Source organism: Vibrio sp. 1CM2L (assembly GCF_023161695.1).
Classification (GTDB): domain Bacteria; phylum Pseudomonadota; class Gammaproteobacteria; order Enterobacterales; family Vibrionaceae; genus Vibrio; species Vibrio coralliirubri.
In genome coordinates this window covers 995,021-1,018,999 of record NZ_JALNTT010000002.1, presented here as the reverse complement: position 1 = coordinate 1,018,999, position 23,979 = coordinate 995,021, and the positions used below count along the sequence as shown (strand labels likewise).

Annotated in this window: 21 protein-coding genes and 2 tRNA genes; 18 read left to right on the top strand and 5 right to left on the bottom strand. The window is 45.0% G+C overall.

Features of this window, described 5'->3' with window-relative positions:
• Positions 1 to 7: 7 nt before the first annotated feature.
• The 12 genes from MSG34_RS09650 to MSG34_RS09595 all read left to right on the top strand — a co-directional run bounded on the left by MSG34_RS09650 (position 8) and on the right by MSG34_RS09595 (position 12,681).
• Positions 8 to 92 (top strand) — tRNA-Leu (locus MSG34_RS09650).
• 54 nt (positions 93 to 146) lie between these two features.
• A tRNA-Met gene (locus MSG34_RS09645) sits at positions 147 to 223 on the top strand.
• A 234-nt stretch (positions 224 to 457) separates the two neighbouring features.
• Positions 458 to 913 (top strand): ribosome maturation factor RimP, encoded by a 456-nt coding sequence (gene rimP, locus MSG34_RS09640; protein WP_004738265.1) that lies wholly within the window; start codon positions 458 to 460, stop codon positions 911 to 913.
• Positions 914 to 948: 35 nt separating this feature from the next.
• On the top strand, positions 949 to 2,436 hold the full coding sequence (nusA, locus tag MSG34_RS09635; protein ID WP_017059230.1) for a transcription termination factor NusA: 1,488 nt from the start codon (positions 949 to 951) through the stop codon (positions 2,434 to 2,436).
• A 22-nt stretch (positions 2,437 to 2,458) separates the two neighbouring features.
• Positions 2,459 to 5,149 (top strand): translation initiation factor IF-2, encoded by a 2,691-nt coding sequence (gene infB / locus MSG34_RS09630; protein ID WP_048605664.1) that lies wholly within the window; start codon positions 2,459 to 2,461, stop codon positions 5,147 to 5,149.
• Positions 5,150 to 5,283: 134 nt separating this feature from the next.
• The gene (gene rbfA / locus MSG34_RS09625; protein WP_017065964.1) at positions 5,284 to 5,697 is read left to right on the top strand and encodes a 30S ribosome-binding factor RbfA; all 414 of its coding nucleotides are present in this window, start codon (positions 5,284 to 5,286) and stop codon (positions 5,695 to 5,697) included.
• On the top strand, positions 5,697 to 6,650 hold the full coding sequence (gene truB / locus MSG34_RS09620) for a tRNA pseudouridine(55) synthase TruB (protein ID WP_017059233.1): 954 nt from the start codon (positions 5,697 to 5,699) through the stop codon (positions 6,648 to 6,650). Before rbfA ends, truB begins: the two co-directional genes overlap by 1 nt.
• A 218-nt stretch (positions 6,651 to 6,868) precedes the next feature.
• Entirely contained in the window at positions 6,869 to 7,138 is a 270-nt protein-coding gene (gene rpsO / locus MSG34_RS09615; protein ID WP_010436144.1) for a 30S ribosomal protein S15, read from the top strand.
• A gap of 378 nt (positions 7,139 to 7,516) precedes the next feature.
• The gene (gene pnp / locus MSG34_RS09610; protein ID WP_019819855.1) at positions 7,517 to 9,637 is read left to right on the top strand and encodes a polyribonucleotide nucleotidyltransferase; all 2,121 of its coding nucleotides are present in this window, start codon (positions 7,517 to 7,519) and stop codon (positions 9,635 to 9,637) included.
• Between the two features lie 124 nt (positions 9,638 to 9,761).
• Positions 9,762 to 10,685 (top strand): lipoprotein NlpI, encoded by a 924-nt coding sequence (gene nlpI / locus MSG34_RS09605; RefSeq protein ID WP_048605659.1) that lies wholly within the window; start codon positions 9,762 to 9,764, stop codon positions 10,683 to 10,685.
• A gap of 153 nt (positions 10,686 to 10,838) precedes the next feature.
• On the top strand, positions 10,839 to 11,246 hold the full coding sequence (locus MSG34_RS09600) for a MarR family transcriptional regulator (protein ID WP_017056675.1): 408 nt from the start codon (positions 10,839 to 10,841) through the stop codon (positions 11,244 to 11,246).
• A 97-nt stretch (positions 11,247 to 11,343) separates the two neighbouring features.
• Positions 11,344 to 12,681 carry an MATE family efflux transporter gene (locus tag MSG34_RS09595; RefSeq protein ID WP_050633591.1) on the top strand — a complete coding sequence of 446 codons (1,338 nt, stop codon included), beginning with the start codon at positions 11,344 to 11,346 and terminating at the stop codon, positions 12,679 to 12,681.
• An 85-nt stretch (positions 12,682 to 12,766) separates the two neighbouring features.
• Here MSG34_RS09595 and MSG34_RS09590 read toward each other — a convergent pair whose 3' ends face one another.
• The 3 genes from MSG34_RS09590 to MSG34_RS09580 form a co-directional block, all read right to left on the bottom strand.
• Positions 12,767 to 13,645, bottom strand: a complete 879-nt coding sequence (locus MSG34_RS09590) for a U32 family peptidase (protein ID WP_017059237.1) — start codon at positions 13,643 to 13,645, stop codon at positions 12,767 to 12,769.
• An 18-nt stretch (positions 13,646 to 13,663) separates the two neighbouring features.
• The gene (locus MSG34_RS09585) at positions 13,664 to 14,677 is read right to left on the bottom strand and encodes a peptidase U32 family protein (protein ID WP_017068227.1); all 1,014 of its coding nucleotides are present in this window, start codon (positions 14,675 to 14,677) and stop codon (positions 13,664 to 13,666) included.
• A 177-nt stretch (positions 14,678 to 14,854) separates the two neighbouring features.
• Positions 14,855 to 16,894 (bottom strand): bifunctional diguanylate cyclase/phosphodiesterase, encoded by a 2,040-nt coding sequence (locus MSG34_RS09580; protein ID WP_248337174.1) that lies wholly within the window; start codon positions 16,892 to 16,894, stop codon positions 14,855 to 14,857.
• Positions 16,895 to 17,110: 216 nt separating this feature from the next.
• Between MSG34_RS09580 and MSG34_RS09575 the strand changes: the two genes are divergently transcribed.
• The 6 genes from MSG34_RS09575 (at position 17,111) to MSG34_RS24245 (ending at position 21,805) form a co-directional block, all read left to right on the top strand.
• Positions 17,111 to 17,680, top strand: coding sequence for an SCP2 domain-containing protein (locus tag MSG34_RS09575; RefSeq protein WP_157374513.1), 570 nt, complete (start codon positions 17,111 to 17,113; stop codon positions 17,678 to 17,680).
• Positions 17,664 to 18,167 (top strand): N-acetyltransferase, encoded by a 504-nt coding sequence (locus MSG34_RS09570; RefSeq protein WP_050633588.1) that lies wholly within the window; start codon positions 17,664 to 17,666, stop codon positions 18,165 to 18,167. The genes MSG34_RS09575 and MSG34_RS09570 overlap by 17 nt, the downstream gene beginning before the upstream one ends.
• Positions 18,168 to 18,303: 136 nt before the next feature.
• Positions 18,304 to 18,702 (top strand): DNA polymerase III subunit psi, encoded by a 399-nt coding sequence (locus tag MSG34_RS09565; protein ID WP_248337173.1) that lies wholly within the window; start codon positions 18,304 to 18,306, stop codon positions 18,700 to 18,702.
• On the top strand, positions 18,695 to 19,150 hold the full coding sequence (gene rimI, locus MSG34_RS09560; protein ID WP_048612301.1) for a ribosomal protein S18-alanine N-acetyltransferase: 456 nt from the start codon (positions 18,695 to 18,697) through the stop codon (positions 19,148 to 19,150). Before MSG34_RS09565 ends, rimI begins: the two co-directional genes overlap by 8 nt.
• Before the next feature lie 137 nt (positions 19,151 to 19,287).
• Positions 19,288 to 20,868 carry a peptide chain release factor 3 gene (gene prfC, locus MSG34_RS09555; RefSeq protein ID WP_017059244.1) on the top strand — a complete coding sequence of 527 codons (1,581 nt, stop codon included), beginning with the start codon at positions 19,288 to 19,290 and terminating at the stop codon, positions 20,866 to 20,868.
• 106 nt (positions 20,869 to 20,974) lie between these two features.
• Positions 20,975 to 21,805, top strand: a complete 831-nt coding sequence (locus MSG34_RS24245) for a LysR family transcriptional regulator (protein ID WP_248337171.1) — start codon at positions 20,975 to 20,977, stop codon at positions 21,803 to 21,805.
• Here the strand turns inward: MSG34_RS24245 and MSG34_RS09545 are convergent.
• Entirely contained in the window at positions 21,802 to 22,500 is a 699-nt protein-coding gene (locus MSG34_RS09545; RefSeq protein WP_248337169.1) for a hypothetical protein, read from the bottom strand. The genes MSG34_RS24245 and MSG34_RS09545 overlap by 4 nt on opposite strands.
• 96 nt (positions 22,501 to 22,596) lie before the next feature.
• Positions 22,597 to 23,913, bottom strand: a complete 1,317-nt coding sequence (locus tag MSG34_RS09540) for a hypothetical protein (RefSeq protein ID WP_248337167.1) — start codon at positions 23,911 to 23,913, stop codon at positions 22,597 to 22,599.
• Positions 23,914 to 23,979 lie beyond the last annotated feature (66 nt).

Below are 23,979 nucleotides of genomic sequence, written 5' to 3'. Positions count from 1 at the left end.
ATTTGATGCCGAGATGGTGAAATTGGTAGACACGCTAGCATGAGGTGCTAGTGCCTTAGGGTGTGAGGGTTCGAGTCCCTCTCTCGGCACCATGTTTACAAACTTGTAAAACATCTTGTTGGGCGTATAATGCTCGGCAAGTCGGACGCGGGATGGAGCAGTTTGGTAGCTCGTCGGGCTCATAACCCGAAGGTCGTCGGTTCAAATCCGGCTCCCGCAACCAATTTCAATGCTATTATATAGCTTGTATTGGTAGCAAGTTTGCACAGTGTGAACCTCACTGTGAGTTAAGTGCGATATCGAATGTGATGGCACTTAACATATAAGGGTCCAGCAACAAAAACCCCGGCTTATACGGGGTTTTTTGTTATCTAAGCATTTGTAAATGTATTTAGATAATGTTTGCTTGGAATTTAAATTGGGCTTTGAGCCCTTTTTTTGTTTCTGGAGTGGTTAAATGACTGGTTTAGAAAGACAACTTACTGAAATGCTTGACGCTCCAGTAGCAGCATCAGGTTATGAGTTAGTTGGATTAGAATTTATTCGTGCTGGTGAGCACTCAACGCTACGTATTTACATCGATTCACCAAACGGTATCAATGTAGATGATTGCGCTGAAGTTAGTCACCAAGTAAGTGCCGTAATGGACGTTGAAGATCCAATTTCAGTGGCTTATAACCTTGAAGTGTCTTCACCAGGTTTAGAGAGACCACTGTTCAAAGCAGAGCATTACCAACAATTTATTGGTCACGAGGTAAGCATCGTTTTGAAAATGGCTGTCGGCAACCGTCGTAAATGGAAAGGTGATATCCAATCTATCGAAGGCGAGACAGTGAAAGTATTGGTTGAAGGACAAGAAGAAGAATTCGTCCTGAGCAATATTGCGAAAGCTAACCTGATCCCTAAATTTTAGTTCTCCTAGAGAGAAGAGCTTAAGAGGCTAGATTAATGAACAAAGAAATTTTGGCGGTAGTAGAAGCTGTTTCAAATGAGAAAGCAGTTCCTCGTGAGCGTATTTTTGAAGCGCTTGAAATCGCGCTTGCAACGGCAACAAAAAAGAAAAGCGAACTAGAAATCGAAGTTCGTGTTGAAATTGACCGTAAAACGGGTGATTTCGAAACTTTCCGTCGTTGGGAAGCTGTTGAGGAAGTTGAATTCCCAACAAAAGAAATCTCTATTGAAGCTGCAAAGTACGATGACCCAGAGATCGAACTTGGCGGTTTCATTGAAGATGATATCGAATCAGTAACGTTTGACCGTATTACGACTCAAACGGCTAAGCAAGTTATCGTACAGAAAGTACGTGAAGCTGAACGCGCTCAAATCGTTGAGCAGTTCATCGATAACGAAGGCGAGCTAGTCACTGGCGCAGTTAAGAAAGTTAACCGTGACACTATTATCCTAGACCTAGGTAACAACGCTGAAGCGGTAATCCTTCGTGATGACCAACTTCCTCGTGAAAACTTCCGTCCAGGTGACCGTGTTCGTGGTCTTCTTTACGCAGTTAAACCAGAAGCTCGTGGTTTCCAGCTTTTCGTTACTCGTTCGAAGCCAGAAATGCTAGCTGAACTATTCCGTGTTGAAGTGCCTGAGATTGGTGAAGAGCTAATTGAACTTAAAGGTGCTGCACGTGACGCTGGTTCTCGTGCTAAAATCGCTGTGAAAACAAACGACAAACGTATTGACCCAGTTGGTGCGTGTGTTGGTATGCGTGGCGCACGTGTACAAGCTGTTTCTAACGATCTTGGTGGTGAGCGTATTGATATCGTTCTTTGGGATGATAACCCGGCTCAATTCGTAATCAACGCAATGGCTCCTGCTGATGTTGCTTCAATCATCGTTGATGAAGACGCACACTCTATGGATATCGCTGTTGAAGCGGATAACCTAGCACAAGCGATTGGCCGTAGCGGTCAAAACGTACGTCTAGCTTCTCAACTTACTGGTTGGGAACTGAACGTAATGACTGTTGCTGATCTTGAGAAGAAGCACCAAGAAGAAGCAGTTGCTTCTATTGAAAACTTCATGAAGCACCTAGACATTGAAGAAGACTTTGCTCAAATGCTTGTTGAAGAAGGCTTCTCTACGCTTGAAGAAGTAGCATACGTTCCTGTGAACGAGCTTCTTGAAGTAGACGGTCTAGACGAAGGTATCGTTGAAGAACTACGTAACCGCGCAAAAGACGCACTGACTACTCTAGCGCTAGCGAAAGAAGAAACTTTCGACGGTGTTGAGCCTGCTGAAGACTTACTTGCACTTGAAGGTCTTGAGCGTGAAATGGCTTACAAGCTAGCAGCAAAAGGCGTTGCGACATTGGAAGACCTAGCTGACCAAGGCGTTGATGAACTAGAAGGCATCGAAGACCTAACTGCAGAGCGTGCAGGCGAGCTAATTATGGCTGCGCGTAACATCTGTTGGTTCGGCGACGAAGAATAATTCAGCAAGGAGAGAAAGCGGTATGACACAATTAACAGTTAAAGCACTGAGTGAAGAGATTGGTACGCCAGTTGACCGCTTAATTGAACAACTTGCTGATGCAGGCATGAAGAAAGCAGGGTCGGATCAAGTGACTGATTCAGAGAAGCAAACATTGCTAACGCACCTTAAAAAGGAGCACGGCGATACTTCAGGCGAAACAGAACCGACTCGTTTAACTCTTCAACGCAAGACCCGCAGCACGCTAAGTGTTGCCGCTGGAGGCGGTAAGAGTAAGGATGTTCAAGTAGAGGTACGTAAAAAGCGTACTTACGTGAAGCGCAGCACTATTGAAGATGAAGCGAAACGTGAAGCTGAGGAAGTAGCTAATCGTGAAGCGGAAGAGAAAGCACAACGCGATGCTGAAGAGCAAGCGAAACGTGATGCTGCAGAGAAAGCACAGCGCGAAGCCGAAGAAAAAGTAACACGTGAAGCGGATGCAAAACGTGAAGCTGAAGAGAAGGCTCAACGCGCACAAGCTGAAAAGGCTAAAAAAGACATGAATTCAAAAAATGCAGACGCTAACGCACAAGCGAAAAAAGAAGCGGATGAACTTAAAGCTCGTCAAGAGCTAGAAGCAACTCGTAAAGCAGAAGCTGAAGCAGCTAAGCTTGTTGAAGAAGCTCGTAAGTTAGCAGAAGAGAACCAAGAACGTTGGTCTGAAGAAGAGAAGAAGAAGAAAGAGCAAGAGAAATCTGCGGATTACCATGTGACGACTTCTACTTACGCTCGTGAAGCTGAAGATGCGGCAGATAAGAAAGATGAGAAAGCACCTCGTCGTCGCAAGAAGAAAGCAGCTCCTGCTAACCAACCTGCAAACAACCGTGGTGGTCGTAACCAACGTGGTCGTGGCGGTAAAGGTAAGCTTGCTAAACCAACTTCAATGCAGCAAGGCTTCGATAAGTCAGCGACTGTTGCTAAATCTGACGTTGCTATCGGCGAAACTATCGTTGTTTCTGAACTGGCTAGCAAAATGTCAGTTAAAGCAACTGAAGTTATCAAAGTAATGATGAAGATGGGCGCTATGGCGACTATCAACCAAGTGATCGACCAAGAAACAGCACAACTTGTTGCTGAAGAAATGGGTCACAAGGTAATCCTACGTAAAGAAAACGAACTTGAAGAAGCAGTACTAGCTGACCGTGATAGCGATGCTATCGCTGAAGGTCGTGCTCCTGTTGTTACTATCATGGGTCACGTTGACCACGGTAAAACTTCAACACTTGATTACATTCGTAAAGCACACGTTGCTTCTGGCGAAGCTGGCGGTATCACGCAGCACATTGGTGCTTACCACGTAGATACTGACAACGGCATGATCACTTTCCTTGATACTCCTGGACACGCGGCGTTTACAGCTATGCGTGCTCGTGGTGCTCAAGCGACAGATATCGTTGTACTTGTAGTTGCAGCAGACGATGGCGTAATGCCACAAACAATCGAAGCAATCCAGCACGCGAAAGCGGCAGGTGTTCCTCTGATTGTTGCTGTGAACAAGATCGATAAAGAGGGTGCAAACCCAGACAACGTTAAGAACGAGCTAGCTCAATACGACGTTATCCCTGAAGAATGGGGCGGTGAGAACATCTTCGTTCACATCTCTGCAAAACAGGGTACAAACATCGATGGTCTTCTAGAAGCAATCCTTCTTCAGTCTGAAGTTCTTGAACTTACAGCGGTTAAAGAAGGCATGGCGTCTGGTGTTGTTGTTGAATCTCGTCTTGATAAAGGTCGCGGTCCAGTTGCAACAGTACTAGTACAGTCTGGTACTCTAAACAAAGGCGACATCGTTCTTTGTGGTCAAGAGTACGGCCGTGTTCGTGCAATGCGCGATGAGAACGGCAGAGACATCGAAACTGCAGGTCCATCTATCCCTGTAGAAATTCTAGGTCTTTCTGGCGTACCTGCATCAGGTGATGAAGCGACTGTTGTACGTGATGAGCGTAAAGCACGTGAAGTTGCGAACTACCGTCAAGGTAAATTCCGCGATGTTAAACTAGCTCGCCAACAAAAAGCGAAACTAGAGAACATGTTCGCGAACATGACGGCTGGCGAAGTTGCTGAGCTTAACGTTGTACTTAAAGCTGACGTTCAAGGTTCTGTAGAAGCGATTGCTGACTCTCTACTGAAACTGTCTACTGACGAAGTTAAAGTGAACATCGTAGGTTCTGGTGTTGGTGGTATTACTGAAACTGATGCAACTCTTGCAGCAGCTTCTAACGCTATCATCCTTGGTTTCAACGTTCGTGCTGACGCAACTGCGCGCAACACGGTTCAGAACGAAAACCTAGATCTACGTTACTACTCAATCATTTACCAACTGATTGACGAAGTTAAACAGGCTATGGGCGGTATGCTTGCTCCTGAATTCCGTCAAGAGATTATTGGTCTTGCACAAGTTCGTGACGTATTTAAGTCGCCTAAACTTGGTGCAATCGCTGGTTGTATCGTTACTGAAGGTACGATTAAGCGTAGCAACCCAATCCGTGTACTTCGTGAAAACGTTGTTATCTACGAAGGTGAACTAGAGTCACTTCGTCGCTTTAAAGATGACGTACAAGAAGTTAAGAACGGTTACGAGTGTGGTGTCGGCGTTAAGAACTACAACGACGTTCGCGTTGGTGACCAGATCGAAGTATTCGAAATCGTTGAGGTTAAACGTACTCTAGACTAATCAGTCTGTACGACTCGACATATTGACTAAGGTTACTAACATTACTAGTAAAGGTAATAAGTAATCGGTTGTTGAATACACCATGGGGGGCTGGTAATTACCAAGCCCCCCATCTTTCTAAGTGAGAAAAGAAAATGTCAAAAGAATTTAGCCGCACACAACGTGTGTCTCAGCAGCTTCAAAAAGAGCTTGCTCTTATCCTACAACGTGAAGTTCGTGACTCACGTATTGGTATGGTAACTATCTCAGACGTAGAAGTGTCTCGTGACCTTGCTTACGCAAAAGTGTTCGTGACTTTCCTATGTGTTGGTGAGCAAACTCCTGAATCATGCCTAAAAGCTCTTAAAGAGCATGAAGTGCCAGTTCGTATGGCTCTTGGTAAGCGTATTCGCCACCGTTTAACGCCTGAAGTTCGTTTTACTTACGACAACACACTAGTAGAAGGCATGCGTATGTCTAACCTAGTAAGTGAAGTTCTGAACGATGATAAGCGTAAGCAAGAAGAAGCTGGCCGCACTGACGAAACTCAGTCTAAGGGCGAAGAGTAATGGCTCGCCGTCGTAAAGGTCGCCCTATCAACGGGGTAATTCTATTAGATAAGCCGACTGGCATTTCGTCTAATGATGCACTGCAAAAAGTAAAGCGTATTTACTTTGCAGAGAAGGCAGGGCACACCGGTGCTCTGGATCCTCTTGCGACTGGCATGCTGCCAATTTGTCTTGGTGAAGCGACGAAGTTCTCTCAGTTTCTTCTAGATTCTGATAAACGCTACGTTGTTATCGCTAAGCTTGGTGAGCGTACCAATACCTCTGACTCTGATGGTGAAGTGGTAGAGACACGTGATGTTAACGTGACTCAAGAACAGCTTGAGCGCTGTATTGCGAGCTTCAAGGGTGAAACCGATCAGATACCATCAATGTTTTCGGCATTGAAGTATCAAGGTAAGCCTTTGTACGAATACGCACGTGCAGGTATCGAGGTTCCTCGTGAGTCTCGTAAGATCACTGTGTACTCTATTGAACTGCTTCGCTTTGAAGGTGATGAAGTTGAAATGGAAGTGCATTGTTCGAAAGGCACATACATCCGCACAATTACCGACGATCTTGGTGAGATGCTAGGTTGTGGTGCTCACGTGACCATGCTTCGTCGTACAGGTGTCGCGAAGTACCCATACGAGCGTATGGTGACTTTGGAGCAGTTAAACGAGATCTTAGAGCAAGCACAGGCGCAAGAAATTGCACCGAAAGAGCTGCTTGATCCACTGCTGATGCCAATGGACACTGCCGTTGAAGACTTACCAGAAGTAAACCTGAACGCGGAACTGACTGACCTAGTTCAGCACGGTATGCCAGTTCAGGTTGCTGGTGCGCCAACTGAAGGCACGGTTCGTATGACAAGTGGCGAAGAGAAGCTGTTTGTCGGCGTAGCTCAGATTGCTGAAGATGGCCGAGTTGCACCGAAGCGTTTGGTTGTTTTCAGAGATGAAGAACCACAAGCGTAGCGCTTACATCGAATCAGATCTTAGAGCTGAGTCGTGAAAAGCGAGCAAATAAGACAGAAAGCGAACGCCTAATTTAGGTGGTTCGCTTTTTTCGTTTTTAATGGGTTCGATTGTTATTGCACCAACTGACAAACTTCCCTATAATCCTCGGCTCGCGTAGCGGCTGAATCAGAGATTGGCTGCTACAAATATAAACTTACTCTTATCAGGAGAGAATTATGTCTCTGAATGCAGAAACTAAAGCAGCAATCGTTGCAGAATACGCACAGTCTGAAGGCGACACAGGTTCACCAGAAGTACAAGTAGCACTACTTACTGCTTCTATCAACCACCTACAAGGTCACTTCAAAGCGCACAAACACGATCACCACAGCCGTCGTGGTCTACTACGTATGGTTTCTAGCCGTCGTAAGCTTCTTGATTACTTGAAAGGCAAAAACCTTGCTCGTTACCAAGACCTAATCAAGCGTCTAGGCCTACGTCGCTAATAGCGATGTCTGCAAAGACAGTTTGAAGAAAAGGAGCATTTATGCTCCTTTTTTTGTGCCTGTAAGAAAATGCTAGGCTGGATGCTCAGAATATCATCTGGCTTTTTCTGATAGGAAATATATCTCCTAATAAAAATAGTTTATACTACGCCCGCCTATAGCGTTTTCAGCGTTTGGCAATCAACCTCTCAAGAGATTACAGTCACAGATGTCGGCCAATAGGTCGCGACTATTCAAAGGCGGATTTGGTCCTAATTCGGCGTATGAAGACATACAAAGAGTCACCATCCTAAGTCCCTTTTCACTAGTCGCGATTGGTAATGTCTTGAGTCATTATTCACTTAATCTAAAGTCTGACTTTAGAGCTAAGGATATACAATGTTTGAAAAACCAGTTGTAAAATCGTTCCAGTACGGTAACCACACCGTTACTCTAGAAACGGGCGTAATTGCACGTCAAGCTACTGCTGCTGTAATGGCGACTATGGACGATACATCAGTATTCGTTTCTGTTGTTGCTAAGAAAGAAGCAGTTGCAGGTCAAGACTTCTTCCCTCTAACAGTTAACTACCAAGAGCGTACATACGCTGCGGGTAAAATCCCTGGTGGTTTCTTCAAGCGTGAAGGTCGTCCATCTGAAGGCGAAACACTAACAGCTCGTCTGATTGACCGTCCAATTCGTCCACTTTTCCCAAGTGCGTTTAAAAACGAAGTTCAAGTTATCGCTACGGTTGTTTCTATCAACCCTGACGTAAACCCAGACATGATCACTATGATCGCAACGTCTGCTGCACTTGCTATCTCTGGTGCTCCATTCAATGGTCCTATCGGTGCTGCACGTGTTGGTCACATCGACGGCGAACTTGTTCTTAACCCATCAAATACTGAGCTTGAAAACTCTAAACTAGACCTAGTTGTGTCTGGTACAGAAGGCGCAGTACTTATGGTTGAATCTGAAGCAGATAACCTATCTGAAGAAGAAATGCTTTCAGCTGTTGTTTACGGTCACGACCAACAACAAGTTGTAATCAAAGCAATCAACGAGTTTGCTGCTGAAGTTGCAACTCCATCTTGGAACTGGGAAGCACCAGCAGTTAACACTGAGCTTAAAGCTCAAGTTGCTGAACTTGCTGAAACACGTCTATCTGACGCGTACCAAATCACTGAGAAAATGGCTCGTTACGAGCAAGTTGGCGCAATCAAGAACGACGTTGTTGAAGCTCTAATCGCACAAGACGAAAACCTAGATGAGCGCGAAATCCGCGGCATGCTTGGTTCTCTAGAGAAAAACGTAGTACGTAGCCGCATCATCGCTGGCAACCCACGTATCGATGGCCGTGAAAAAGACATGGTTCGTGCGCTAGACGTACGTACTGGTGTTCTTCCACGTACACACGGTTCTTCTCTATTCACTCGTGGTGAAACTCAAGCACTTGTTACTGCAACGCTTGGCACACAACGTGATGCTCAAATCATCGACAGCCTAATGGGTGAGAAGAAAGACAACTTCCTTCTACACTACAACTTCCCTCCATACTGTGTAGGTGAAACTGGTTTCGTTGGCTCTCCTAAGCGTCGTGAAATTGGTCACGGTAAGCTTGCTAAACGTGGTATCCAAGCAGTAATGCCTTCTGTTGAAGAATTCCCATACACAGTTCGTGTTGTATCGGAAATCACAGAATCTAACGGTTCTTCTTCAATGGCTTCTGTATGTGGTACATCTCTAGCGCTTATGGATGCTGGTGTTCCAATCAAAGCTTCTGTTGCGGGTATCGCAATGGGTCTTGTTAAAGAAGGCGACGATTTCGTTGTTCTTTCTGACATCCTTGGCGACGAAGATCACCTAGGTGACATGGACTTTAAAGTAGCAGGTACTAACGCTGGTATTACTGCACTTCAAATGGACATCAAGATCGAAGGTATCACTAAAGAGATCATGCAAATTGCACTTAACCAAGCGCAAGGTGCACGTAAGCACATCCTTTCTGTAATGGATGAAGCTATCTCTGGTGCTCGTGAAGATATCTCTGAATTCGCTCCACGTATCCACACAATGAAAATCAGCTCTGATAAGATCAAAGATGTTATCGGTAAAGGCGGCGCAGTTATCCGTGCTCTTTGTGAAGAAACTGGTACTACAATCGAAATCGAAGACGATGGCACAATCAAGATTGCTGCTACTGAAGGCGCAGCTGCTAAAGAAGCTATCCGTCGTATCGAAGAGATCACAGCTGAAGTTGAAGTTGGCCGCATTTACCAAGGTAAAGTTGCTCGTCTAGCTGACTTCGGTGCATTCGTTACTATCCTTCCAGGTAAAGATGGTCTAGTACACATCTCTCAAATCGCTGATAAACGCGTTGAGAAAGTGTCTGACTACCTAACTGAAGGTCAAGAAGTTCCAGTTAAGGTTCTTGAAATTGACCGTCAAGGCCGTGTACGTCTAAGCATGAAAGAAGCAGTTGAAACGCCAGCTGAAGGCGAAGCACCTGCTGCTGAGTAATTCTCAGTGTGTCGATGGTGATATCGCTTTTTAGTGATTTCTAACCTATCGTCAACAAAGCATGTTATAAAGGGGAGCATATCGCTCCCCTTTTTTATTGCGGTCATAACAGGAGTAATTATTTGTGAAATGGTTTCAAACCGCGAGTATGTGTTTACTGCTTGTACTAACAGGTTGTGCGACAACATCAGATAACACCTCACGTTGGGTTTATCCACCGATGGCTGTGCCACTGCAACCAAGCGTTCAGCAAGAAGTTCAAATTGCACGTCTTAGTCAGTTATTACAGCGCCCAGATTTGAACGATGAAGTTCGAGCTAAGATGCTGTTTGAGCGTGGTAACTACTACGACAGTGTTGGCCTGCGTGATCTCGCGCGTCTCGACTTCAACCAGTCTCTTTCATTGAACCCTGCTCAACCTGATATCTTCAATCTTTTGGGTGTTTACTTTACGCAGGTAGGGGAGTTTGATGCGGCTTATGAATCTTTTGACTCTACGTTAGAGCTTGATCCTGCAAACTCTTACGCAGAAAGAAACCGCTCTATCGCGCTTTACTATGGCGAGCGTTACGACTTAGCCAATGAAGAGATGATGAAGCACTATGCCGATGATCCTAGCGATCCGTTTCGTGCTCTTTGGTTGTACATCATTCAGCATGAGTTAACGCCAGAGCAAGCTAAGCTTGATTTACAAAAACGTTACGAGAGCCGTGATGAGCAGTGGGGCTGGGTATTAGTCGCGATTATGCTTGATGACATTACTGAAGAGCAGGCTTTCAAGGCGATATTAACCGGTACTCGTGACAACACGCTACTTGCGCAGCGCCTAACAGAGACGTACTTCTATCTTGCTAAGCGTTACCATATGAATGGTGACTACGCGAATGCTATCTCTTTGTACAAGTTAGCGGTTTCTTTTAACGTGTATGAATACGTAGAACACCGTTACTCTTTCTTAGAGTTAAGCCGTATTTTCACCACGCTTAAAGCCGAGCACTTAGCACAAGTTAAGCTGGCTGAGGCCGAAGAAGAAGCCAACGCTAAGTAAGCAACACATTTTGATTCCGAAAAGCCGCTGTCAGTCAGCGGTTTTTTTATGCGCATTTTTTATGATCTTCATCTCGTTTTGATTGCTTTTTATTTAAACAGCACTAAAATAGTTAGCCTTGCTAACTAAATGCTATTCTTTGATTAGGTGAGTATGCTGAACCAGAATTTAGAAAAGATTGAGCGCTTCGCCTCTAAGATATGGCGCACTCAGGTAAATGAAGATCCTATTTGCCAATTGAGCTTCAATGAGTATGACTATTTGAAGGTCATTCAAGCCTCTCCTGAACCGATCCGATTGACTGATCTGGCGATTGAGATGCAAGTAACCAAGCCTTCAGCAACCACTATGGTTCAAAGGTTAGAGAGAAAAGGTCTCGTTGAGCGTAAAGCTTCGCTCGAAGATGCGAGGTCTAAGTTGGTCGTGCTGACCAGTAAAGCTGAAGTCGGCTTAGAAGAAGAAAGTAAGATCTATCAGGTAATGGCACAGATACTGGAAAGTCGTTTGTCTGAGCAAGAATCTCAGCAGCTAAACCTATTATTAAATAAAGCTTTGAAGTAACTAATTTAGATATTTAGATATTTAGTTAGCCTTGTTAACTAATTTTTCGAGTCATATCTTGTTGATATACGACTCACAAATGAAAGTAGAGTAAGAAATGAGTAACTCAATTAGTCGCCAGTTTTGGCGATACACAATCCCTACCGTGGCAGCCATGTTGGTTAATGGCCTGTACCAAGTGGTGGATGGCATCTTCATCGGCCGCTATGTGGGGGCTGATGGTCTTGCAGGTATCAATGTTGCGTGGCCTGTGATTGGTTCGATTCTCGGTATTGGTATGTTGGTGGGTGTGGGCACAGGTGCGCTTGTCTCAATTCGCCAAGGTGAAAAAGATACTCAAGGCGCTAAGCAGATCTTAGCAACGGGCTTAACCTTGTTGTTAGCGATAACGCCTATTGTCTCTGCATTGCTGTTCTTGTTTGCTGATAACTTCTTGCTTTGGCAGGGCGCTGAAGGGCGAGTGTATGAACTTGGTCTGCAGTACTTACACATTCTGATTGGTGCCAGTGTTTTCACGTTAGGTTCGATCGCGATGCCGTTTCTACTGCGTAACGATGACAGCCCTAATCTAGCGACGATACTGATGATCGTTGGTGCGGTAATTAACATCGTACTCGATTACCTGTTTATCGCGCTGTATGGCTGGGAGTTGATGGGCGCTGCATTAGCAACAGCGATTGCCCAGTTTGTAGTAACGGCTCTCGGCTTGGCTTACTTCTTCTCACGTCGAGCAAACCTACGTTTACGTTGGAATGAGTTGAGACTGAAGCTGGATGTGATTCCACAAATCTTCGCCATTGGTACATCAAGCTTCTTTATGTACGCTTATGGTTCGATGATGGTGGCGCTGCACAATGCGTTGTTCTCTCAATATGGCGACCAGTTGATGATTGGCGCGTACGCGATTTTGGGCTACATCGTGACGGTTTACTACCTCACGGCTGAAGGTATCGCCAACGGCATGCAACCTTTGGTGAGCTACAACCATGGTGCGCGTAATCAAGCGAACATCCGTAAGTTACTTAAGATTGCGATGATGAGTTCGGTATTGATTGGTGTGGCGTTCGTGCTACTTCTGAACGCGTTCCCACGTGAGTTTGTATCAGTATTTAACTCAGACGAACCTCAGCTGGTTGAGTACACAGTGTTGGGTATTCGACTTCACATGTTTGCACTGGCGCTGGATGGCTTCTTGGTTGTAGCGGGTGCTTACTATCAAGCAGTGAACAAGGGCAGCAAGGCGATGTTTGTAACGATAGGCAATATGCTTATCCAATTACCTTTCTTGTACATTATGCCTAAGTTGTACGGTGTGCCTGGGATCTGGATTGCGTACCCACTGTCTAATATCGCGCTAAGTGTTGTGGTGATGGTAATGCTCTACAAAGATCTAAAGAAGCTCGATGCCTCACCGATGGAAACAGCGACGGCATAGGTCGCGTTTCTTAAGTCGAATAAAAAAGGTCTAGCGAATGCTAGACCTTTTTTGTATCTGTTGCTGGTTAGTCCAATGCGAGGAACTAGATGTTCTTAACGTCTAAACCTGCAAGCTGATGCCAGTAACCATTACATTGGCGGCTTTCAATCTTCATCGGTTTTTGACCTTGCTCGTTCGCTCTGAAGTTGTTGATTTCAGAGAAGGTATCGATACCGAGTGGGCTTAAACGAACCACATCAACCAGGTCGTGCATGTTTGGCAAATCATTGACTAGGTTGTAGCAGTAGCCTGATTGCGTCTGGATACCATTAAGGTTGAATACTGATTGGCCTTCTTGGCTTTCTACTTGTAGCCCTGTTGGGTACTTGATACAGCAGGTTTCGCAATCGTCTTTAGCTTTGTTTTCAGCGCGAGCGGTAAAGCAGCGTGCTGAGTAAGCAAGCGGCAGGTAGCCGTGGCTAAACACTTCAACTTCGAACTTGTTACGAATATTCAGCTCTTCACACTGGGTCATCACGTTGCTTAGCCATTCGCGAGAAAGCTCAACCGGCATACACCAACGCGTCATGCCTTGTTTCAAGAACAGGTTCAGGGTGCGTGCGTTGTAGGTGTTTACTGCCGGGCCAACCACGAAAGGTACTTTGCTTTCGCTAGCCAGTTGAATTGCAGACACATCATTGGCTTCGATAGCAAAGTCACCATTATCGATGTACTTCTTCATGATGTTGACTTCGCTTGGTGCTTCTAGCAATGCCATGGTCGAGAGGACAACTTGCTTACCTGAAGCAGACAGCTCTTTGGCAATGTCCATCCAGTGTTTCGCTTTCATCTCACGACGCTTTGAACACACAGCTTCACCTAGGTAGATGATATCGGCAGAGCTTGATTTCGCTTGCTCATAGAAGCTTTCAACGTCTTGTTTTGGCCAAAAATAAAGTAGAGGGCCTAATGCGTATTTCATTGAGTTCTCCATTTGGCTCTATTGCCATTTACGGTGATAAGCGCCAAGCGTGGTTTGTGTACCTTCAGATACATTCGCCAGTGTCGCATTCCAAGCTTGTTCCACTTGGTATTGTTCTGGGTTCGCTAAGTAGCGATCGATAGCTGCGCGCCAAGTGCGAGTGACTTGTTCAACATAAGCAGGGCTACGTTGGCGACCTTCAATCTTAACTGAGGCAACGTTTGCCGCGAAAAGCTCAGGCAACATGGATAGCGTGTTGAGGCTGGTTGGCTCTTCAAGTGCGTGATAGCGCTTACGTTCACCATCGATCTCGGCTTCAAAGCGGCCTTTACACAGCGTTGGGTAACCTGCGTTTTCACCTGCTTCGTACTTATCAATAAGGATTTCGTTCAAGCGAGATTCGAGGCCAGTTTCTGTTTCTTGCCAGCGAACGTATTTTGCCGGAGAACAAGCACCAACAGTATTTGGTGATTCGCCTGTCATGTATGAAGAGAGGTAGCAACGGCCTTCTGCCATGATACACAAGCTACCAAAAGCGAATACTTCAAGGTCAACGTCAGAAGTGATGTTACGAGAAAGCTGTTTGACCTGATGAATCGACAACACACGCGGCAGTACGACACGCTTAACGTTGAAGTTTTTATGGTAGAAGTCGATAGCCGCCGCATTGGTCGCAGATGCTTGCACTGACAGGTGCAGTTCGAGATCTGGATACTTATTTGCTGCGTACTCAAGCACCGCGATGTCTGCGATGATCAGCGCATCAACACCCAGAGCTGCGGCGTTGTCTACGGCATTGGTCCAACGGTCGAAGCCATTTGGGTGAGCAAACGTATTTAGGGCAACATGAATTTTCTTGTTGTGGTCATGCACATACTGCACAGCACGATCGAGCTTTTTACCCGCAAAGTTTAGGCCTGCAAAGTGTCGGGCATTGGTATCGTCTTTGAATCCGATATAGACAGCATCCGCACCACAATCAATAGCGGTTTTCAAAGCAGGTAAGTTACCCGCTGGGCATAAGAGTTCCATTTGCTCACTACCAGTAGAATTAAGTTGAAGCGAGCATTTTATGAAGAATTGTGAATGACGGAATTGATGTAAGGCAGGTTTAGATGGATAAATCTGCTTTTACTCCGTTTGAGGTACTGACGAGTGACCATTTTACATGTTGGCTTGGTTTAAATATGAGGTACTTGAATTGGTTAGCTAGTTCTTATGACGGCGGTTTTGGGCAAACAACTCTTCGACATCTTGTTTCGGTTGCGGGCGATAGAAGTGGAAACCTTGAATCGAACTACAGTTGAGGTTCGATAACAGAGTCGCTTGCTCACTGGTTTCGACACCTTCAGCAACCACGGTCAAATCGAGAGATTTACCTAGGTTGATGATGTTTTCAATTACGGTAATTTGCTTTGGTAGGGTATCGATATCAGAGATGAAAGCACGGTCAATCTTAAGCTCATCAATTGGGAAGCGAGCAAGGTAAGACAGTGAAGAGTAACCAGTACCGAAATCATCAATAGAGAGAGCAAAGCCGAGTTTCTTGATGGCGTTAAGCATTTGAAGTGTGTGTTCACTATCACTCATTACCGCGCTTTCCGTTAGCTCGAACGTAATCGCACTTGGATCAAGCTCGGTCGAACGCAGCAATTTTTCCATGTAATCAATCAGCTTTGGATTACCAAACTGTTCTGGAGATAGGTTGATCGCGACTCGACCTGGAAGGATACCTTGCATCTTCCAGCGCTTAACCGTAGCAAATACTTCGCGCATTACCACTCGGCCAAGTTGTTCTATAAGACCAGCTCGCTCCGCTACAGGAATGAACGCAGCAGGACTAATATAACCTTCGACAGGATGCTTCCAACGTACCAGAGCCTCAGCGCCGTTGATGGTGAAATCACGGGCATTCACTTTCGGTTGATACCAAACCTCAAGTCCATTTTGTTGCAGCGCTTTTTGTAGCTCTATCTCAAGCCACAGTCGCATGCGCGCTTCTTTGTTCATCTGTTCGTTGAACTTGATCAGGCGGTTGCGACCACGATCTTTGGCTTCATACATTGCTGTGTCTGCATTTTGCAGCAAGATGCGAGCATCAGTACCATCTTGAGGAAAGCTCACACTACCAATCGAGCAGGCTAAGCGCTTGCTAAAGTGGTGAAGATCGAAGGGTTGATTGATCAGGGAAATGATCTTTTCAGCGAGCATTTCAGGTGTTCGCTGATGTTCAGGTTCTGGAAGGATAATACCAAACTCATCCCCGCCTAAATGTCCAATCACGGCCTTACGAGGCAGTAAGCGTTTAAGACGCGAAGCGACCTCTTTTATCACCTTGTCACCGATGTGATGACCAAGTGAGTCATTGATATTCTTAAAGTTATCAATATCTAGATAGAGCATCACCACCTGCGTATCGTTGTGAATGAACTGCTCAAGACGCTTAGTAAACCCAACTCGGTTGTAGAGTTTGGTCAGTGCATCTATGTAGGCATCTTCACTGTTTGCCGGTGTGTATTGTTTTGCGGTTTCTTGTGCGTCTTGAATAAGCACCAGCTGAGTGTTGCTTCCAAGAACGGTGGTGGAGTCGATGTTGAGCTGAACCTTACGTTCAAAGCCGCATCGGGCACCTGTTAAGCAAACCAAACCAGACTCAGAAATAATAGAGCTGAGGTTATTATTAAAGACTGTTTTGGTTTGTTCATCGATAAATAGGCGCCCCAACTCTTCGCCAATTAACTCTGTGGTTGAGTTAAAGCCAAGCAAGCGCGCTGCCGCTGGGTTAGATGACAAGATGTAGTCACTTTCAACGAGCAGTAATCCGTCAGGGAGTAGTTGAGATAGTTTGTGGAATTTGGCTTCGGACTCTTCTAAAGAACGGACAAGTACTTGGTTTTCTGATGTGTCGAAGGCGTGAAAGACGATGTAGTCGGTTTTGTTGCCATTGGTAAGTGGAGATAGGCTGAAATGAAGGCTGGTATCGAGGTCGGTTTCGTTGAGGGTGACTTCGGCCTCAATCGTTTCGCCACTGAATGCACGCTCATAGTAAGGCTTAAGATGTTGGTAGAATTGTTCGCCCAATGTTTGGCGGTCATTCATGCCTGCAAGCTCTGTTTGACTCAAACCAGCAATATCGCAGTAACGCTCATTCACCATAAAATAGTTATGTTGAGCATCAAGTACTGCAAAAAAGAACGGACTATTTGCAGTTAGCTGGGTAAACCAATGTTGTAGTTGCTGGGGAGGCATCAAAGTACTACCAATTCTCCAAGAGCTTGAATATTCACTATCGATAAATATTTATTACTTTTTGTGTGGCTATCGATATTTACCTGTGAGTGCAGCGATCCGCTGTAATTCTCATTACCTGAGTTACTATAACTGTGATTTTCAGGATATTAAAGGTCGAGTATCAAACAGAAGTTAATTTGATACATAACAGTAACTGAGATCTCAACATCATCTATGATGCATTCCATATTATTGACAAAGTTACGGATAAGTCACGTGATAAACAAGATTCGCACTCAACTAGTTCAAAATGCCGCATCAATTTTGCGATCTCCAGTCCAGTTATTGCCTAAAACAGTACAAAAAAGAGCCTTATTGGAGGCGCTTAAGAATGTCTTCAAGGAAGCTTTAGAGGACGGTGACTTTGAGTTTTTAGAAGACAAATGGCTGAAAGTCTCAATAAAAGACATGGGGTTAAGTTGGTGTATTAGCTACAAAAATGAGCAACTGGTTGTAGCTGATAAAGAGGTGGCTGAAGATGTAAGCTTTAGCGGCAATCTTAACGATCTTGTGTTGATTGCGGGGCGTAAAGAAGACCCAGATACGCTTTTCTTCCAACGTAGACTGTCTATTGAAGGCGATACCGAGCTCGGTTTAGAAGTCAAAAACTTGATGGATAGCGTAGATTTGGACTTATTGCCGGCTCCTATGAAAACTTTGTTAAATCAATTAGCTGATTTTGTGCAGAAGGGAGTACAATCCCCAGATACACAAAGTGAGGTAATGAATGCTTATTCGAACTGAAGCACCGGCAGATATACTTGTCATTGATCGTTTATTGAAATCTGTTTTTGAAACAGATGCAGAAGCTAACTTGGTTATGAGCTTGCGTGAGAATAGCCATTTAACGCTATCGCTGGTGGCTTGTTCTGATGAAGGCGAGGTGGTTGGTCACCTGATGTTTAGCCCTATCACTCTTGATGGCGACGATCATAACTGGCAAGGGCTTGCGCCTCTCGCTGTAAAAGAAGAGTTCCGCAACCAAGGCATTGCCAAATCTCTAGTTGAAGATGCGTTTTCCACTTTGGTTGATTTTGGTTACCCAGCTTGCGTTGTGCTTGGTGACCCTGCTTATTACAGCCGCTTTGGTTTCAAGGCAGCGAGCGAGTTTGGTCTGAGTTGTGTTTGGGATGTGCCTGAAGGTGCTTTCCAAGCGATTGAATTGGTAGACGGTGCGTTTGCTGGACATGCTGGTGAGATTGCTTACAGCCCAGAGTTCAACGACTTATAAGCTGATTTATCACGCAATAAGATACAAACTGATTTAGTCTAAATAAAGGAGCTTGATGCTCCTTTATTTTTTGTTAGTATCAGCCCAGTTCTAATAAGCTTCGGCTCTAATCAACTTAAGGTTACTATCGCTAGATATGTCACAAACACATGCGCAATACCTACAAGAGATGGGCATTAGCCAATGGGAGCTAAGTCATCCAGAGCGTTTAGCGGGTTATGAATCTGAATTGACTCTGCTCTCGAACGATTGCAAGTTACTGTTGGTTTCGCCTGAAAAACCTCAGGAAGATCTCGCCGTGATGTTTGAGCGAGTACTCAAAAGTATCAAGCTCGACTTATCTCAGGCTTTACACCTTCAACCGCAACACTTGTCTACTGTGGATTTAGGTTCGGTTGAGTGGGTATGGTTTGCTGGTTGCGAGTCGCCTCAAGAGCTGAAGGCTAAAACACTTCAATCGCCATTACTGTCTGACATTAACGGTAACAACCAACACCGCCGCGACTTATGGCAACAAATTTGTGCTTATGACTAATCAATTTTTACCGACTTCACAACAACACCTAGATGCCATTTGGCAGATAGAACAGGCCGCGCATTCTCACCCTTGGTCTGAAAACATGATCCGAGATCTTGATAGCCGAGGCGCTTGTCATCATGTGCTTGAAGTCGATGGGCAAGTGGTCGGGTACTTCTTCGCGCAAAACATCGTTGGCGAAGTCACATTGCTTAATATCGCGGTAGACCCAAGCCTGCAGGGTAAAGGGTATGGAAAAGCGTTAACGGAACATTTCCTTGATATGTGCGAACAAGCTGGTGCGGAAAGCGCTTGGCTAGAAGTTCGCGAAAGTAATGTGAATGCGTTTAATCTTTATGAAAAGGCCGGCTTCAATGAAGTTGATCGCCGTCGTAACTATTATCCAACCAAGCAAGGCAACGAAGACGCCATCATTATGAGCTATCTTTTTATGTCGTTTAGCTAAGCAGAGAGTACGCGAAAAATAGGGTGTAAACTGACCCTTTAGAAAGTGACACGCTTTCTGTATAATCCGCACACAGAATTCAAGGGCAAGTATCATCTACTTGCCCTTTTTACGCTTTAGATCAGCAAAGGGCGACTATGTCTTTCCAACAAGAAGTGAGCAAACGTAGAACGTTTGCGATTATCTCTCACCCGGATGCGGGTAAAACCACGATTACTGAAAAAGTTCTTTTATTCGGAAACGCGATTCAAAAAGCGGGTACCGTAAAAGGCCGTGGCTCTAACCAGCACGCTAAATCTGACTGGATGGAGATGGAAAAAGAACGTGGTATCTCGGTAACTACGTCGGTAATGCAATTCCCATACAATGATTGCCTAGTAAACCTACTAGATACTCCAGGACACGAAGATTTCTCGGAAGATACGTACCGTACGCTAACAGCGGTTGACTCTTGTTTGATGGTTATCGATGCTGCGAAAGGTGTCGAGGATCGTACTCGTAAACTAATGGAAGTAACGCGTCTACGTGATACGCCAATCGTAACGTTTATGAACAAACTTGACCGTGACGTTCGTGACCCAATGGAAGTGCTTGATGAAGTAGAGAGCGAGCTAGGTATGGCTTGTGCTCCAATTTCATGGCCAATTGGTTGTGGTAAAGAGTTTAAAGGTGTTTACCACATTCACCGTGATGAAACGATCTTGTATGAATCTGGCCACGGCCACGAGATCCAAGAAGTTCGCATCATCAAAGGTCTAGATAACCCTGAGCTAGATGAAGCGGTAGGTGCTGATCTTGCGGAAAGCGTACGTGAAGAGCTAGAGCTTGTTATCGGTGCTTGTCCTGAGTTTGATCACGAACTGTTCCTTGCGGGTGAACTAACGCCGGTTTACTTCGGTACTGCATTGGGTAACTTTGGTGTTGACCACATGCTTGATGGTCTAACGAAGTGGGCTCCAGCGCCTCAAACGCGTCAAGCGAACGAGCGTGATGTTGAAGCGACAGAAGAGAAGTTCTCTGGTTTCGTCTTTAAGATCCAAGCAAACATGGACCCTAAACACCGTGACCGTATCGCATTCATGCGTATCGTTTCGGGTACTTACAACCAAGGTATGAAGATGAACCATGTTCGTACTGGTAAGAGTGTAAGTATCTCTGATGCGGTAACCTTCATGGCGGGTGACCGTGCTCGTGCTGAGAAAGCATACGCGGGTGATATTATCGGTCTACATAACCACGGTACTATCCAGATTGGTGATACCTTTACTCAAGGTGAGAGCCTTAAGTTCGCTGGTATTCCTAACTTCGCACCTGAGCTATTCCGTCGTATCCGTCTACGCGATCCACTGAAGCAGAAGCAACTTCTAAAAGGCTTGGTTCAGCTTTCAGAAGAGGGCGCAGTACAAGTATTCCGTCCTATGCAGAACAACGACCTGATCGTTGGTGCGGTTGGTGTACTTCAGTTCGACGTGGTTGTAGCGCGCTTGAAAGCGGAATACAACGTAGAAGCTATCTACGAAGGTGTTAACGTTGCAACAGCTCGTTGGGTTGAATGTGATGACGCTAAGAAACTAGAAGAATTCAAACGTAAGAACCAATCTAACCTTGCGCTAGATGGCGGTGACAACCTGTCTTACATCGCACCAACTATGGTGAATTTGAACCTAGCTTCTGAACGTTTCCCTGAAGTTCAATTCCGAGCGACGCGCGAGCACTAATAGCGACAGTTCTACATAACACTGTTGGATAATATTAAAGCCGAATTGCTTCTAGCATTCGGCTTTTTTGTTACACTAAGAGTACACCGTTTTGATGGAGTAAAGCGTGTTTGATCTCAATTTAGTAAAGCCATTCCTCTCTGTATATCAACAAAGATCGATAACCAAAGCGGCTGAATCGTTAGAGCTAACTCAACCTGCGGTCAGTGCTGCAATCAAGAGGTTTGAAGCGGTGGTAGGCTATGCGTTGTTCGTAAGAGTAGGGCGTTCAATAGAACCAACGTCAATGGCTCACAAATTGGCAGGTCAATTATCTGATGCTTTAGAGTTGATGGAAGGTGCAGTATCAAGAAAGCGTGATTTCACCGTTTATATGCCTGCGAATCTGCTCCACAAGATGCCCATGCTCAATGGTGTTCAGCTGGTTGAATCACCAATCTCTGTTGATAACGTTGTCGAGGATATCCGACTCAACCGAGTAGATTTAGTGGTCGATACTGGTTTGCCGAAACAAGCGAGCTTAGCGTCTGAATTTGCGACAACCGATAGACTGCTATTGATGAGCGATCCCGAGGTCAGTAAATTTGGTGAGCAGATTTCAATGGATGAGTTTCTTGAAGCACGGCATGTAACCTTGAAGCTACTTCGACAAGATACTCAAATAGTCGACTTTCTTTCCGAGCAGAGCTTCACGCGTGATGTGGCAATTGAAGTTCGCAATCTAACGAACTTGCTCCTAGCAGTTAAAGGAACTGACTACATTGCTGCGGTTCCGGTTAGTATGATCCATTTAGCAAAAACCATCGGTTTACAAATTCATGAACCTCCATTCTCAATGCGTCCTGTGGAGTTTGAGTTTTTTTATCACAAGAAGTATCAAACTAATGGGCAACACCAAGAGCTACGAGATGAGCTTAAACAGCTACTAAATAGCTAGAAATCGAAGGCTAGACCGAATTCCACATAGTTATTATCAGTGTTTTCTGGGAAGTATGAGTACGTTATAGAGGGCTTTAGATATTTAATGTTAATAAAAGTGACCAGCTCATAATACTGGAGGTTTGTTTTATCTGATTGGCTGATTCTATTTCCAGTCGCTGGGATATCTAGATAGTACTCGTTATTCTTTACCCCAATCTCTTGGTTGTATTTAAGCAAGAGATCAGCATATTTTATAGGGCTCCACATTAAGCCTACACTGTATTCTATAGAGTCTGATGGAGTACAGGTTAGGTTGCGGAAGTCATAGCATTGCTCTTGTTCGAATTTGTAGTTGTAATTAATATCACCGATCAGCGTCCAATCTTCATGCAGTAATTTAGCCGCAAAGATCCCTGTGGTGAGTTTTTTTTCACTCGCTTTAAATGTATTTTCGGTATAGTAAGTACTCCCCTGCCAGAATGAATAGCCGACTCCAACTTCCCAGTTTAAGTCGGTATCAATATCGCCAAAGACGCGAAAGTCATCCGTCATTCTATAGTTAGCATCGAGCGTTGCTACTGTGGAATCATCGACTTTGGAAAAGCTAATACCAAAGATATCGGTAAAACGCTCAATAGATTCAACAAGGGTGTCATTTGCAGATGAATGAAAAGGAAAAGTGGAAGCAAGTATTAATAGAAGGCGTTTCATATTTTAGTTCCGAATCGCTTTCCTTAGCTAGTGAGTAAAACACCCGATAATAGCGTTCACTATTATCGGGTGAGCGGGTTCAACTCAGGTTAAATTTTAGCCGCGTAAACGTTGTTGAATTGCTGACTTCGCTTTCTGTAGCTTAGCAGGGTCGATAGATTGAACTTTGTCCTTTACGTTGTTTTTAACCGCAGAAGGAAGTGTCACGTCACCTCGGTCGTTTACAACAATACCGTTGCGGAATTCAAGTGTTTCGTTGTCGATATTAATGTACCCGATGCCTACAATATTACCTTCGCGATCTAGAATGTTGACGCTATCTCCAACTCTTTCAGCTGTATACTCCGTTGTACGAGATTTTCCATTAACCGTGACCTCTATATGTTCACCGGCTAGAGCAACTGAAACGGTTGGGTTAGGGCTTTGGCCTGGTTTTCCCCAACCTAAGTCAGCACTTTTAATGGCATCGACTACACGGTCACCAGAAATTATTTGAGCCATGCCGTTTTCAGCGATATGAACTAGAGAGAGCTCGCCACCATTACTGATAACGTAGTACTCAGTGCCACCCATTTGAATGCCGGACATTACTTGCCCATCATTACCAGTAATGACATAACCGTTGCTTACTTTAGAAATTGTGCCGACCGTTTCGCCGTTAACGATAACTTGGTCGCCAATAACTGCCACTGCATTTTGCCCCCAATCACCTTCGCCGTATTCAGGGAGGTCATTGTCTGGTGTGCCTGGTTTGCCCCAACCTAAGTCAGCACTTTTAATGGCATCGACTACACGGTCACCAGAAATTATTTGAGCCATGCCGTTTTCAGCGATATGAACTAGAGAGAGCTCACCACCATTACTGATAACGTAGTACTCAGTACCACCCATTTGAATGCCAGACATTACTTGCCCATCATTACCAGTAATGACATAACCGTTGCTTACTTTAGAAATTGTGCCGACCGTTTCGCCGTTAACGATAACTTGGTCGCCAATAACAGCCACTGCATTTTGTCCCCAGTCACCTTCGCCGTATTCAGGGAGGTCATTGTCTGGAGTAATGTATACAGGTAATGAAGGAATAGCTTCGTCAGTACCAGAAGACGTACTCGAACTACTTGAAAGCAACCCAGCAACCAATGCAGCTGAAGCCGCGCCAACAGCAGCCCAAGAGCCGTTAGATTGTTTCTCATAAGTGACATCATCGATTGTAGCCGTAGTGCCTGGCGTTGCATTTGCATATTGTTCGTTTAACTTATACTGAACAGAAGCATCAACCGCTTTCATTTGTCCATCAATAAGCTGAAGTGTTTGTTGGTTGGCTAGCTCAACATCAACTTGGTAAGGTGCAGCAAAAGTGGGTGCAGCTAACACGCTAGAAATTGTAATGGCTAAGAGTGATGCTTTCATAATGTAGGATCTCGTCGTTTAATTAGGCGTCTTGCTATCAGTGCCTCCTTGGCAAGTGCGGCTATT

Coding starts and splice junctions, on each gene's coding strand:
- rimP (WP_004738265.1), top strand. CDS start 458: ATGACTGGTTTAGAAAGACAACTTACTGAAATGCTTGACGCTCCAGTA.
- nusA (WP_017059230.1), top strand. CDS start 949: ATGAACAAAGAAATTTTGGCGGTAGTAGAAGCTGTTTCAAATGAGAAA.
- infB (WP_048605664.1), top strand. CDS start 2,459: ATGACACAATTAACAGTTAAAGCACTGAGTGAAGAGATTGGTACGCCA.
- rbfA (WP_017065964.1), top strand. CDS start 5,284: ATGTCAAAAGAATTTAGCCGCACACAACGTGTGTCTCAGCAGCTTCAA.
- truB (WP_017059233.1), top strand. CDS start 5,697: ATGGCTCGCCGTCGTAAAGGTCGCCCTATCAACGGGGTAATTCTATTA.
- rpsO (WP_010436144.1), top strand. CDS start 6,869: ATGTCTCTGAATGCAGAAACTAAAGCAGCAATCGTTGCAGAATACGCA.
- pnp (WP_019819855.1), top strand. CDS start 7,517: ATGTTTGAAAAACCAGTTGTAAAATCGTTCCAGTACGGTAACCACACC.
- MSG34_RS09600 (WP_017056675.1), top strand. CDS start 10,839: ATGCTGAACCAGAATTTAGAAAAGATTGAGCGCTTCGCCTCTAAGATA.
- MSG34_RS09595 (WP_050633591.1), top strand. CDS start 11,344: ATGAGTAACTCAATTAGTCGCCAGTTTTGGCGATACACAATCCCTACC.
- MSG34_RS09590 (WP_017059237.1), bottom strand. CDS start 13,645: ATGAAATACGCATTAGGCCCTCTACTTTATTTTTGGCCAAAACAAGAC.
- MSG34_RS09585 (WP_017068227.1), bottom strand. CDS start 14,677: ATGGAACTCTTATGCCCAGCGGGTAACTTACCTGCTTTGAAAACCGCT.
- MSG34_RS09580 (WP_248337174.1), bottom strand. CDS start 16,894: ATGCCTCCCCAGCAACTACAACATTGGTTTACCCAGCTAACTGCAAAT.
- MSG34_RS09575 (WP_157374513.1), top strand. CDS start 17,111: ATGATGCATTCCATATTATTGACAAAGTTACGGATAAGTCACGTGATA.
- MSG34_RS09570 (WP_050633588.1), top strand. CDS start 17,664: ATGCTTATTCGAACTGAAGCACCGGCAGATATACTTGTCATTGATCGT.
- MSG34_RS09565 (WP_248337173.1), top strand. CDS start 18,304: ATGTCACAAACACATGCGCAATACCTACAAGAGATGGGCATTAGCCAA.
- rimI (WP_048612301.1), top strand. CDS start 18,695: ATGACTAATCAATTTTTACCGACTTCACAACAACACCTAGATGCCATT.
- prfC (WP_017059244.1), top strand. CDS start 19,288: ATGTCTTTCCAACAAGAAGTGAGCAAACGTAGAACGTTTGCGATTATC.
- MSG34_RS09545 (WP_248337169.1), bottom strand. CDS start 22,500: ATGAAACGCCTTCTATTAATACTTGCTTCCACTTTTCCTTTTCATTCA.
- MSG34_RS09540 (WP_248337167.1), bottom strand. CDS start 23,913: ATGAAAGCATCACTCTTAGCCATTACAATTTCTAGCGTGTTAGCTGCA.